Here is a 14,075-nt window from a genome sequence, read left to right as displayed (position 1 = left end):
ATGACCCCGAAAAGGGACTAAATTTGAAGAAAAATATTTCACCCACGCAATAAGTTTCTCAATACAAAAATTCATTTCTCTTCCCAATGAAACCCTTCTGCAGTTGGTGGGTGGGGCTGAACCCATTATCGCCGGTCTGGTTTCGTCCAACTAACCAGCAAAAGCCCGATCATCCACTATACCTCCCTTAAGTACATCGTAATCGTGATCAGTATTATTACGTGGTAAGGATATATGGGCTGAGTAATTATGTTTGGAAAAAGATTAAGTAGTTATTATTCAGTATTTAGAAAGCTTGAACCATTTAGCGATGCTGGTAATTCCTGGAGTTCTATATTATTGTATATATTGTTTATTTAAAAAATGGAGTTTTGACACTTGGTTGATAAAAATTAAAAAATTCAACAACAATTGGACTGGCCGCCATTAGCATGATAATCAAAATTGCAGAAAAAATAATTTGAAGAACAATAGAAGAATTGGTTTCTTTTAATTGACTCTTCAGTAGTTTAAAAACCAATAGACTAATTAAATAACTTACTAATATTGAGATAAGTGTAATACCTGCATAGGTTAGTAAAATTCTGAAAAGTTTATTGCCATATAGCTCCTCCGATTGCATTGAAATTAAATTTAATGTTGAAGAAACAGTAGGGAATAAGTCTTTAAATATTAAACCTGTTGCAAGAAAAGAAATTCCAATTAAGAGGTTATTGTTATTTTTTTTGTCGTCACTTTCAACAGACGTAACAGGGAACCTTCCTAAATTGACCATTAATATTAGTGTTATTATTATGGTGACTAACGAAAAAATAAAATAAATAAAAAAGTAATTAGGGTTCATAACTATTTAGATTTTAAAGATATATACCAATTATTCATATTTGCGATTTCATTCGAAATGTATGCTGGAGGGCTTGATCTTACTGTTGTTTCAACTAAAGCAAATTTTTGATTTTCAAACAAATAATAGTTTCTGCCATTATAAGGTAAATTAATAGCAATTAAAGAATGACCATAGATTTCACTAGACAAAACAATTAAATCATAGCCGTAATTGGAGAGTATGGTGTAAATTAATAAAGTTCGGGAATCACAATCTGCATTTGATGTAACCAGCACTTCCATCGGTGTCATCAATCCAAAAGGCTCATTCGGTACACATACCGCATTTCCTTTGCTTAAATAAGACTGAATGAAATTATCTGAATATAGCTGTGGATTACATTCTTCAGGAAGAATTAAAGAATAATTGTAATCTTGAACAAAAGAAATTACCATGTCTGCAAATTGAATTTTATTCAGCTTTTTATCTACTGCAATGCTATCAAACATATTGTATAATCCAACTAATTTTTCTTTGTCAAATTCTTTTAATTTATGAATAACAAAATTGTAGTTATTCGCATTGGGAGAATGGGAAAGATTTCTTTTTAATGATCTAGATGCATTGTACTGTGATTTATATGCGAAATATTTTCCTGAATAATTATTCCCCTTATAATCTTTCCAATTTTTAGAGAATCTAAAAATTGTATCTTGACCACTATCTGTGATTATTTTTTCCAATTTTGGCTTTGGTAAATCTTTAATTGTATTGTCTGAAACTAGGATTTTTGGAATATTAACTATAGGTTGGAAACTTTGGGTAATTAGAGTTATTAGGAGCCATATGAGACCTCCAGCATAAAAAACTCCAATCAGTATAGCAAACCCTTTAAATATTATTTCCCAAAACTTTATTGGAATAATAACAAAGAGGATAATGAAACAGATTATTGGAAAAATAAATGACAACCCTGGAATAACTAAAAAAATCATTCCTAGAAAGATTAATGGAATAATCCAACTAATACCCAATTCTGATTTTTTATTTTCCCTAGATATGCTTTTTTTGGATGGAAAATTATTACTGTCGTGCTTTGGGTTCTTCAGACTGGAAGAGCTTGGTTGTTGAATTGCCGGATTCGGATTATTTCCATTATTTAATTTTATATTTTCTAATTCATCGTTTTCGTTATCAGTGTTTTCATTTTTAGAATTTATAGGCTTAGCATTATCAAATCTAAAATTCGCTTCAGGAAAGTAATTTGTTTTTATGGATGGAATAAATATTGGTCCTTTTTGATTTTCAGGAATTTCATTTTCTACTGAGCCAGGATTTGGAATTGCATTAGGAATTTTATCTTGAGAATATGGTTTTTGAGAATATTCCCTAACTACTTTTTTGTCTTTAATTATTTCTGATATATAGGCATTTACATCGCAATTTATTGTACCAAATATTTCTTTGTTTTCGATTTGGTGCATTTTTCGTAAATAAACTACATTATAAAAGTTGATGTTTTGTAGTTCTACTAGATGTTTCTCTCCTGTTTCCTGTGAAATTAATAAGTATTTTGTTGGAAGTTGTGTATTATCAAATGTGAATTTATCAGCATTAATTTGAAAGTCACCTTCTTGGTGAAGATGTAAACCGTTACATGTTTTTTTTTCTGAATTAATACATGTACAATCTAGTGCTGGGTTTAAATAAATTTCTGCTTCATAAATATTAACCTGATAAATGGGGAGGTCCAGTCGATTAGGTAAATATTCACCATTATACTTACCCATCATCTTTCCAAAAATATAAGTTTTTCTTTCCCAGAAATAAGGCACCTCGATTTCTCTATAATAAAGACCGAGTTCTTCGTCATATTCGTTGTATTGACGTTCCGCTCTTTGGTAAATAGTCTCAATTTTCTGTTTGTTTTCTGGAGAACTTTTTTCTCGCCCTTTGTTGTCAATTGAAACAGGTGATGATTTTTTTTTGGATCTTCCAAACAGAAACCAAAGAAGGAAAATAATGACAGAGATTATTAACAGATTCATAATTCTAACTATAAATTTTAGCTAATAAATCCTTGTTATTTGGATATTGGATGTCTGATTTTCTTAAAGTTCTAAAAGGTGCATCAGCCCAATGCTCATATTTTTCTAAAACGCTATATTCTTTTTCTATCTCCAATTCATGTTTTAATAATTCATATTTCGAGATGTTTATATCTTTCAGGATTTCTATCTTTTTTAATAGTCTTACCTTTATTTCCTCCTTTTGATTAATAACTTTTTGATTTAAAATTTGCTTGTAGGTTTCACAATTCATTTTATAAAAATCAATAATCATAGCATTTTCAGTTCCTGATCTAAACTTATAATAATTGAATTTTTTTCGAAGTAGGAACTTTGCTAATCCAGGAGCTAAGAAAAAACATATTGTTACTAAGGATAGAATTAATGCATATATATTCTCACCCATTAATAATTTGATTTTAAGGGTATACAAACTATTTCTATGTAAAAGCTCCTTTAATTGATTGTGGCTATCAATTTTTTCTTCCATAAAAGGTAGGGTAGAATTGATATAATGCTGGATAATTTCCTTATGTGGTAAATTTTCTAATCTTAAATTATTGAGATAAAACGTAAAGTTTTCGTCGCTAAGGAAAACATTTTCAATGAACGTGTTTAATTCAAAAATCAGATTTTCAGTTTCTTTGTAGTTTATCTTTTTTGAGAGGAAATTTTTGTTTAACTCTTGCAATCTAAATTTATAAGCTTTTAGTTTTTCAATTGTTATTAAATCTTCATCTTCCTTTTCCTTAATCTTATTAATAATATTAAACAATGATTGATCCAATGGAAATTGCCTAGAATATATCAGTTCCTCCTTATTATTTAAGTCTTTAAATAGTTTAGAATAATGCTCATCATTAATAATGTAGCTATCTAGTAAGGATTGTGATCTATAATTTTCAAGCTGTATAATCTCTTTTTTTCCGAGATTCAATATGTTTAAATCTATAAGTAACCATACATTTAATGGTTGTGAAATGGTCAATGCAATAAATACTATGAAAAAACCTCTAAAAAAAAATGAAGATGAGAGTAAAGAATTGATTTCTTGAGTGTTTCTAATGTCTTTTATTTTTGCAATTCTTTTTTTCTTTTTGTCCGCGGTGAACAAAATTGATGGGGTTATTGTGTATAATAGAAATAAATAAATATTTGCCAACAACAATCCTATAAAAAGCCCTATGGGAATACTTAATAATTTAGAAAACCCATCAAAAATATTGTAGATAAAGAAAATTGTGCTAATTGCAGTATAAACGAAAAATATTAGGACAGCAAAGCCAATTGTTAAAAAATAATATTTAATTGATAGCTCTTTTTTTGATCCACTTTTATTCTTTAAATATTTTTCAATAACATATACATCCTCAGAAGAGAAGAATAATAGAAATTGTTCAATTTTATTCAGATGTGCCTTCATTAATGAGTTCTTTTAAACGATTTCTCGTTCCTCCGAGTCTAGGGCAGTTTCTCCTTCAATTGTTGTTTCATTTTTTTGCATAACACTTTCTATATATTCATCTGGATTATTGATTACTATAGATTCTTCTATTTGTTTCTTTCTGGCAAATGCTAATGAAATCAACTCTTTTTGAAGCTTTGAGTCTAACTGTTGGGAATATTCTAGGATTTCTTTAGATAATTCTTCTTCAAATTCTTTTCTAGATTTTAAATCTGTGTTTTTCTTAATATAGAGTTGTGGATTGTTGTCAATAATTTCTTTTTCCTTCTCTTTGAATTGCTTAATTGCATAATCAGAGAGTTCTTTTTGAATATCAGATTCCTTTATCTTCTCATATAATTTAATATCTGCAGCGTGGTTAATAACTAAATGTCGCTCTAATCCTTTTTTATCTTCATAATAGTCATAGCGTATTTCGATCCCATTATTCGCCATCATTAAATCTTCTATATTTTCTTTTAGATAATCATAAGGGGTTTTGGTTAACATTAATTTGAAGAAAATAGGAGTAAGTTCAATTGCCATAAAAAGTAACGTAATAAACAATGTAATTGAAAATCCAGCTACTTGATGGGCAATTTTTATCCTTTCCAACAATCCATCTAATCCGTTGGCAGCTTTTTCATTGTTTTGTCGCTCTTCTTCTTTCTTTTTTCTTAAATCCTCTTTTCTTTCTTGAAGTACCTTAAATTCTGCAGCGTTTAGTTCATTGAAACGGAGTAATTGATTTTCTGCATTTTCCCTTTCTCGTCTTAATGCTAAGGCTACAGGTCCTTCACCTTTACCTCGTCCTCCTTGACCTTCAGTCATTTCACTTTGGAACCTATCGTCGTATTCATTTATTTTTTGGATTAAAGCAGCTTGTTCTTTGTTTAGTTTTTGGAAATCAAGGTCTAAGTTTTTTTCTCTTTCTGCAAAAGTCTTGTCCACTTCCGCCGCATATTCCGTTTGTTTCTGAATTTGGATTTTTCTTAATTCAGTGTCAATTTCTGTCTTAAACATTCTTATCTCCACTGGTTTAGAAATGCTGATTGCGATTATCATTCCCATTATTATTCGAGGTAAGGCTCCTTTGATTTCGTCCCAGGTTATTTTTTCTGTACCATCACCTTTTCCTGTGGCGGCTACTATAAAGCGGTCTAAATTAAAAATCATTAAACCCCATATTAATCCAAAAACAATTGCTAATAAGATAGTTGGCAAATGAATTGGATTTGTTAAAACATTTCCTCTCGGTTCAAAGATTGTATAAAATGCATATCCTCCAGAAAGTCCTGCCATTAATCCAGTAGCGAAGACTATTCCTCCCAAACAAGCATATTTCACCTGATCACTATAGGTTGATCGTTCTAGTATGAATTGATCACCTCCAGCAGAGGCCCATAAAAATTTAATAAACTTTCCAGGTTTTCTGGTGTTGTAAAATTGTGAATCCATAAAAATTATCTTATTTTATACTTAGGGGTTTGATTTATTGTTGAAGTATTATGTAAAGAATACTTTTGGAAATTTCCTGTATTTTTAATTTTGAATTTTTGTAGGTCATAAATATTTGGTAGAAATTTGGGCCGAAATGTATTATATTGACTATTAATAACATCTATGACTTCAATAATTTCTGTATGTTTTTTTCTATGACCGAAGAAAATAATTTGTAATCCTTTTGAAACATCTAGATTTTCAAGGTTTAAGACAATTCGACCTTTGCCTTTGTATATTTTTAAATTTTGAATTTTTATATAAAATAACCCCCTTGTCTTGTAATGGATTACCATTATTCCCTTTGAATTAATGTATTCAAAGTCAAAGTATTCTAAGTGGAATTTTGTGTTTTGGAATAAACACTTGAATTTCTTAATAATTAATTTGATCTCATTTCTTAATGAAAACCAAAGAATAGGTATAGTATCAAGTATTTTCATAATTTCACACCTAATAATTAATGATAGTTTTCAATTTTGATCGTTTGATTTCTCAAAAAATGAAGTTAGTTAATAATTATGTAAAAATATAAAGGATGAATCAAAGGGTTTTACGGTTTTCCGTAATTAATTTATTTTTTTAATTACATTCATTTTACAACAATAACTCAGTAGTTTAATTTTCTGAAGAAAGGGGGCTTAAAAAGAGCTCGGATGCTCATTTCCAATGGCGGAAAAATGGAAAGAATGCCGATGCCCTGTGCGATGGGATTGCTAAAATAATTGAACCCTTCTAGGGTTCTTTTTTGCAAGAATTCTGCATTGTAAGTGAGTTAAGGAACATTTCTCTTCTGACGGAAGCGGGGTGGTTAATTTGCGATCCAAAAGTAACAATGGGATTGGTAGGCTTTTCGGCGATCATCGATCGAAGCCGAGATGCCGCTCGACCATTGATCTTGGCCCATCCTCTCATCCTGTACCCTGAGCGGCGTCGAAGGGCATCCTGGTTCCTTACCAGATCATGGTCTATCCTCCCATCCCATTAATCCTGGTTCAAATGCATGGGCGGGAGAATGCAAATCGACCTTGCAAAATGTGATAATTTTTGCAGAATGAAATTCTGGCAATGATCCTGTTTCCTGGTCTCGTAGGTTAGCGAAGCCGAGGTGCCGCTCGATGATTCTTCGGAATACGGTAGAGGTCATCTCGACGCCGCTCGATGATCATGCAGTTGTTCCTACCAGCCGATCCAATAGTTCAGCTTCAGCATAAATGTATTCGTCGGAGCAATTCGCCAGATGTTATCGAGGTTGCTGCCCCAACCGGGTTGGTAAACTGGCATCCTGCCGGATCTGTTATGCTCCCAAACGAGGTAAAGGGTAGAACCGGGCAGGTATTCCCAGCGTGCTACCAAATTGGAACGGAATTCATTGAAACTGAAATTTGGATCCTTGAAGCTTCCTGCTTGTGCACCGGTGCCTACACTGTACATACCATCTGCATAGCTGATCTGCTCCGGACTGAATTCTTGGAATCGCTCAGAATAGGTTCTGGAAAGGGTATTTGTGGCGTACTTAAATCGATCGTATTGCGCTGTCGATGTAAACGGTGAGCCATAATATTGAATGGAAAGGTCAGGGGTGATGTTGCCCTGCAGCCTAAAGGTAAATCCATAGGTCTCCTGCCGCATCCTTCCCATCACATAGGTCACTTCATCAGCATTGATGCTAGGGAGCTCACTGCTGCTTACATATTGCAAGTTATCCTTGTTCCAGGCATAGTTGAATTGCGTAACCAAATGTATATGGTTTCCTAAGCGGAAAGTCAGGGACGGTCTGATTTCATTGTATCTTGTTTCTCCGTCCAGGAAATGCTTGCCGTCGTAGTCAACCTTGATGAAAATACGTTTTGCACGGTCGGAGTTCATGGAGAAAGTACTCGTAAAGTTCGGGTTATAGCGAAGGTCATAACCACCGCGGAGCATGCGGCTGTCAACTGAGTTCCAGCTAAAGGCTTCCTTTAGGTCCATTTCTATTCTTCGCTTGATGGTCAAGCTTCTAAAGCGGACTGCAAGGTTGTTGTCCATGGCCTTGCCACCATAGTTCCAAACGTTCCTTTGGGTCAAGGTGATACCAGCAGCGCGGAAAGGTCCCCATGGATCGGTCTTGCGGAAAGCAAGTTCCGATTCGTTCAGTTTATAGTCGGTTTGTTTAAGGTAACCGACCTCATTTAAATCGAAACCAGGGGAGGACCAGCTAAAGGTTTCCGCATAGTTCCATTGGGCATTTCCCTTTTTCCCGGCCTTGATGTATCCGCCGGTTCCACTAAGAGAAGTGGCGTCTGGATTCATGTTGAGGTATTCTGCTCCCGATTTTCGTTGGAAGAAGTGCGTGGCATTGGTCTTGGTGGCCATTAAGGCATCTTTCGTTCCCGAAAGCGTACTGTACATGGCTTTGGTTTCCACATAATAGAGGCGATTGGAGAAATACTTGGTAAAGTCAACTCCAGCGGTAAAAGCGTCTTTAACCAGGAACTCCTCTAGATGCGGAGCATCCATCTTGCGGTTTACCGAAGTGATCATACCGCCCAAAAGGGTATTTCCGTCCCAGTTTTTCTGCACCCTGGCTACGGTATAGTTGGTCAATGGTTCGGTTTGTATCCGTTCCTCAGCAGAACCGAGCTGGGTCACCTTTTGGGAAGTCTTGGCGGTTATACTTTCCAAGATCCCTATGGTAAGACCTTTGCGGTTTGTTCCGGTAAGTTTCATGGCACCAAGGATGGGCACGAAATCGGTGCTGCTGGCAAAGATCTGCTGATTGTCTACCAATGGGTATTGATATCGAGATCTGGAACCGATCCGGCGGGAATAGAACATCATTCCGCCTTCATTGTTGTCAAATTCCAAAATATGCTTTCCTTCCAAAAAGAAGGGTCTTTTTTCTTCATAAAATACCTCGTAGGCAGTTAGGTTCATGACAGAAGGATCCAGTTCGACCTGACCATAGTCAGGATTGATGGAAAGGTCCATGGTATAATCTGAAATGGCGAATTTAGCATCCAGACCCGCATTTGGTTTCCAGCGGTTACCATCTTGATAGGGACTGTTGGCGATCTTTGGTTCGCGGATCATTTTGTTCATCACATAGGGCAAGAACTCAATCCCTTTAGGTTTTGGTAGGTCCTGCATGCCATGCATGGTTCCGAAGGAGAACACATGCCCATTGTTCTTGATCGGGATCATGGACCAGTTCTGTACCTCGTTATTTCGGCGGATTATCCGGCGGACATGCAGTCCCCAGATAATGTCGTCGTTCTTTTGGTTGTATCGGATCTGGTTGAATGGGATTCTCAGTTCCGCGGTCCAGCTGGAATCGGCCAGGTCTTGATGGGTACGGCCTTCCCATACGGCATTCCAGGAAAGGTTGACCGATAGTTTGTCGGTTACCGTAAGGTCTGTTTTATTACCACCAAGGTTGATATTGAATTCCACGGCAGCGCGGTAATCGTGGTAAGGGTCGAAGGCAATACTGATCAGGTCGCCATTGCTGTTGTCGTCCCGGTTTCCGATAAAGGCGTTCATGGTCTCAGGGTGGATGTCCTTGCAATAAACCCCAACATAGATGTTCTTGTCATCGTAAAAGATCTTCATTTTGGTCCACGAGCCGGTATGTGCCCGTTCAAAGGGGATAACCTGGGAAAATTTCTCCGACCAGACCCCTTGGTTCTGCCAGAGGTCTTCATCCAGTTTTCCATCGACCTTAGGTTGATGTTCCGAGATTTTGGTGGCTTGGTAATCCCGTTTGTAGGCATCTTCAAAAGATACAACAGGCTTACGCTCATCTTGACAGAATGCAAAGCTTATATGGAAGAGTAAGATTAATGACAGTACGTATTTCATCGGTTGAGTTTAGGAAAACACGAGGTTTTAAATCGATCGTGCCAAATGTATTAAATTATTGATTAATAATAGGGGGAAGGGATGTTTAATTTCTGTTACCTGATAGGGAAAAAGGAGGGCGACATGTTTCTAGGGGATTGCATAGATCGGGTTTTGAACCAGGATGTTCGGGATGTGAGGATAGACCAAGATCATTGGTAAAACGTGGCGATATAGGCTATATTTGACCACAATCCTGGTTCAAACCATCCCATCAAATCATTTTTTATTCCATGTGACATTAGTTATTAATTTTTTTGTCCCTGATTATCAGTTGAATATACTTTTATTTAATATGTATATACTTATTAATTTTATTTGTATGATATTCTATGTTATTTTTGTGATATAAACGGTAAAATATTACCTATAGCACTGCTTTATACCTATGAAAATCAATAAAATACAACATTAGTAAGTTTTTATTATTTTTGTTTGTCCTGTATGTTTATACAATAACGAGTTAGCGCGTTAGGACATAAACGAATAATCAACCAGTAATTTTTACTGAAACCTAAGATTCTCGTTTAGTAAATTGAATTAATGTTACTTGTGGGGGATTATGAGGGTGATTCCCCATTAAGTAATATTGGCCTTATCGAATTGTTTGAATACCTCATTTGCATTTTTATTCTGAACGATCAGTGAGGAATCTGTACGGATCTCCACCTTATGACCTTGTCATACTCAATCGAAGATTGAGGACCTGTACGCCAATGCCATCCGTAATTGATTAAGTCCGTAAATTTCCGAGATCTTTCTTTCGAACCATTGACAAGTTGAATTTCAAATAATTTTCTTCGTTACTTTTGATGCGCAAAAGTAACCAAACCGACGAAGGAGCTCACGGATACCAATTTTTCTTCGTTACTTTTGAAGCCCAAAAGTAACCAAAAGGCTTCGGCTCATTTAAGATGGCTTTTCGCACGGTCATCCGCACATGGACAAGAATGCCTTGTTGTCGGGAATATCTTCCTTCAAAATTCTCCCTTTTGATGGAGAATTTTTTGAAAGCATTCCAAGGCCAATCCCATCCCACAGGGCAACGGCATCCTTTCCATTTTTCCGCCATTGGAAATGAGCCGGGGCTAAAGGGCTTCCTTCGGAAGGGAAATGTTCCTTAACTCATTATCAATGCGGAATTCCTGTAATAAAAAGAACCCTAGAAGGGTTCAATTATTTTAGCAATCCCATCGCGCAGGGCAACGGCATTCTTTCCATTTTTCCGCCATTGGAAATGAGCCGGTTGCTAAAGGACTTCCTTTGGAAGGATGGAGTTTGTTTTGAAAACCCCCAGCGGGGGTGAAATGTTTTTCAATAAATCTTTTGTGTCACCCTGAGGGCTTTCCCCGAAGGGTCTCGGACCTATCCATTCTTTATTTGAAATAGTTTACTCATCTTACGATTCGTAATGACAACCATCTCAAAAAAATAAAAACAATAGATTCTTCGTTTCACTCTGAATCCCTCTATAGCGTATTTTGATTCTGAACGATCAGTGAAGAATCTGTACGCCAATGCCTTCGGTAATTGATTAAGTCTGTAAAATTCCGAGATTCTTCCTTCGTCAGAATGACATCGTGGCGGAAACCGAAGGTGCAGGAAAGTACGCCATACAATCCTATTAAATGTTCCAAATATGAAGCGGGCGAATGCGATTCGTCCCTACCAAGCGTGATAAATTAATAACCGAAAGGCATATCACCAATGATTTTGGTTTAATAATCCTGTGCCGAGTCTCGAGAGATATCAAGCAAAGCCAAGATGCCGCTCGTCAATCAGAATTGATCTTGGTCTATCCTCCAATCCCGTTTCCTGAGTGGCGTCGAAGGACATTCTAGTTCGTTCCCAGTTCTTGGTCCATCCACTCATCCATTCAATCCTGGTTCAAAAAAACACCAGTCCTCCCAAGCCAGAAATGTCTCAAATCTCAAATCTCACATCTCACATCTATTGTCTAATATTTAATTTTTGCCTATCTTAAAAGCTATAAACCTTAAAACCTCTATCCTTATGGGAAACATAAACCTCAATCGTAGGCAATTTATTTTTGGAACTGGTGCCTTACTGTCCATTGCTGCCTTGCAGCAGGCGGGCTTTGCAGCGGAGATATTAAAAGCTAGAACGGTAGCCTTGATTGGTGCCGGATGGTATGGTAAAAGTGACCTGTTCAGGTTGCTACAGGTAAGTGATGTAGAGGTGGTTGCGGTTTGTGATGTGGACAAAAAGCACCTGGAGGAAGCCGCAAAGCTGATTTCCCAAAAGCAGAAATCCAAAAAGGTACCCAAGAAGTATTCGGATTATAGAAAGCTATTGGCAGAAAACAAGCTGGATCTGGTGTTGGTCGGTACGCCAGACCATTGGCATGCCCTGATCGGAATTGCTGCCATTGAATCGGGAGCACATGTGTATCTGCAAAAGCCCATCAGTGTGGATGTTATGGAGGGGGAAGCGGTAGTTGCAGCGGCAAGAAAGCATAATAGAAAGGTTCAGATCGGTACGCAGCGTAGAAGTACGCCGCATATGATCGATGCCAAGGAAAATATAGTGGAGAGAGGATTGTTGGGTAAAATTTCGCATGTGGAAATGTGCTGTTATTACCATATGAAGAGCAATGCCAATCCGCCAGAAGAACCGGTTCCAGATTTCTTGGATTATGAAATGTGGACAGGTCCTGCGCCATTGCGGCCTTACGATGGGCTTCCGCATGGTGGTTGGTGGCGCGCATTTATGGAGTACGGAAATGGGATAACGGGCGATATGTGTGTGCATATGTTCGATACGGTTCGTTGGATGTTAGGTTTGGGCTGGCCCAAAAAGATATTGGCAACAGGAGGGATCTATGTGCAGAAAGAAGCGAAATCCAATATCGCCGATACGCAGACCGCTATTTTTGAATACGATGACCTGAATTGCGTGTGGACCCATCGCACCTGGGGTACGCCGGCAGATCCTGAATACCCATGGGCATTTGTAATCTATGGCGATAAGGGAACATTGAAAGGAAGTACCATGAAATGGGAGTTTATTCCGGAAAAAGGGGAGAAGGTCGTGCGTGATGTGGTCTATGAAAGAGAGCAATACCCTGAGGACCTGAAGGAACCTCGGATTGAGCTCAATGCAGCACCAGCGACAAGAGGTCAGATGCGGAACCTGCTTTCTGCCATCGATAAAAATACATTACCGGTTGCAGATGTGCTTCAGGGACATATCTCTACAGCATCCTGTATTCTGGCAAACCTGTCCATGGAATTAAATCGTCCATTGGTCTATGATCCGGAGAAGAAAGTCTGTGTAGGAGATGAAGAAGCTACAAAGAGATTGAAAAGAGAATATAGGGCACCTTGGAAACATCCTTACCAAGGCGCTTAAAAAGAAATACTATTTTATGTTGTTTTGTATAGCCTGAAAGAGTTTATTAAAGCTGTGCTTAAGCTCTTCAGGCTCTTTTATTTCTATCTTGTCGCCAAACATCATGAGCCATCTCGGGAACTCATGTTCGATGTCTCGGCTTTCAAAAACCATTTCTATTTTATCCCCAACCTTAGCTTCAGATACAAATCCATAAGTGTTTCTTTGCCAGCGCATAAAAGGAGCGAAGTCACGGCTAACCAGAACCTTGGATTTGATCTTGGGTAGCTCGGGGGATTTCTGGTTCGACATGTATTCATCAATGCTGATATGCCTTTTGCTGAACTTGTTTTCTAGCGCTGTGACCTGTGCAATCCGATCGCTCCGGAACTGCCTGAAGTCCATACGTTGCAGGCAATAGGCAACGATATACCAAAACCCTATCTCGTGGACAATGCCAATAGGTTCGATAATCCTTAGGATGGCTTCGTCATCCTTGATGCCTTGGTATTCAATTTGGATCTGGGTTTTATTGGCAATAGCTTCAATGGCGGTACTCAATACATGCGGAACCTTTTCAGGGAAGATAGGTACATGCTGTTTGCGCATGATGATCTGTTCCTGCATATTCGTCACTAGGTCTTGGTCATTGCTCTTTAAGATGGCCTTGATTTTCATCAATGCGGAAGAGTAAAGCGAGAAACCTGCTTGATCAAGGTATTTCTCGGCCAACTTTTCCGTAGCGACAAAGCAAAGGGCTTCTTCCTTACTGAATGAAACCGGCGGAAGTCGGTAACCGTCCATAATGCTGTAGCCCATTCCAGCTTCACCAATCAATGGAACACCTGCCTGCTCCAGGCTTTTAATGTCCCTATAAATGGTACGAAGGCTGACATCAAAGCGATCGGCCAATTCCTGCGCCTTCACAACCCTTTTGGATTGCAATTGAATCAATATCTCAACAATACGGTCGAATCTTTTCTTGATATCTACGGACATGAATAGC

Annotated in this window: 8 protein-coding genes; 1 reads left to right on the top strand and 7 read right to left on the bottom strand. The window is 37.4% G+C overall.

Translation table 11 applies throughout. From position 1 onward, the window contains the following. Positions 1-352 precede the first annotated feature (352 nt). The 6 genes from NMK93_RS11810 to NMK93_RS11785 form a co-directional block, all read right to left on the bottom strand. The gene (locus NMK93_RS11810; protein ID WP_254527439.1) at positions 353-775 is read right to left on the bottom strand and encodes a hypothetical protein; all 423 of its coding nucleotides are present in this window, start codon (positions 773-775) and stop codon (positions 353-355) included. Positions 776-846: 71 nt separating this feature from the next. Then, on the bottom strand, positions 847-2,874 hold the full coding sequence (locus NMK93_RS11805) for a hypothetical protein (RefSeq protein ID WP_254527438.1): 2,028 nt from the start codon (positions 2,872-2,874) through the stop codon (positions 847-849). Positions 2,875-2,878: 4 nt separating this feature from the next. Next, entirely contained in the window at positions 2,879-4,318 is a 1,440-nt protein-coding gene (locus tag NMK93_RS11800) for a hypothetical protein (protein WP_254527437.1), read from the bottom strand. Between the two features lie 12 nt (positions 4,319-4,330). Beyond that, positions 4,331-5,797: a DUF4407 domain-containing protein gene (locus NMK93_RS11795; RefSeq protein ID WP_254527436.1), complete on the bottom strand. Its 1,467-nt coding sequence runs from the start codon at positions 5,795-5,797 to the stop codon at positions 4,331-4,333. Positions 5,798-5,802: 5 nt separating this feature from the next. After that, positions 5,803-6,282, bottom strand: coding sequence for a hypothetical protein (locus NMK93_RS11790; RefSeq protein WP_254527435.1), 480 nt, complete (start codon positions 6,280-6,282; stop codon positions 5,803-5,805). A gap of 736 nt (positions 6,283-7,018) precedes the next feature. After that, positions 7,019-9,679: a DUF5916 domain-containing protein gene (locus NMK93_RS11785; protein WP_254527434.1), complete on the bottom strand. Its 2,661-nt coding sequence runs from the start codon at positions 9,677-9,679 to the stop codon at positions 7,019-7,021. 2,052 nt (positions 9,680-11,731) lie between these two features. On the opposite strand from NMK93_RS11785, the gene NMK93_RS11780 reads away from it, so the two are divergent. Further along, positions 11,732-13,090, top strand: a complete 1,359-nt coding sequence (locus NMK93_RS11780) for a Gfo/Idh/MocA family protein (RefSeq protein ID WP_254527433.1) — start codon at positions 11,732-11,734, stop codon at positions 13,088-13,090. Between the two features lie 9 nt (positions 13,091-13,099). Here the strand turns inward: NMK93_RS11780 and NMK93_RS11775 are convergent, their stop codons facing one another. Next, positions 13,100-14,068 (bottom strand): YafY family protein, encoded by a 969-nt coding sequence (locus NMK93_RS11775; protein WP_185216674.1) that lies wholly within the window; start codon positions 14,066-14,068, stop codon positions 13,100-13,102. Between the last annotated feature and the right edge of the window lie 7 nt (positions 14,069-14,075).

Source organism: Sphingobacterium sp. LZ7M1 (assembly GCF_024296865.1).
Taxonomy (GTDB): domain Bacteria; phylum Bacteroidota; class Bacteroidia; order Sphingobacteriales; family Sphingobacteriaceae; genus Sphingobacterium.
This window is presented reverse-complemented; position numbering and strand designations above follow the sequence as displayed.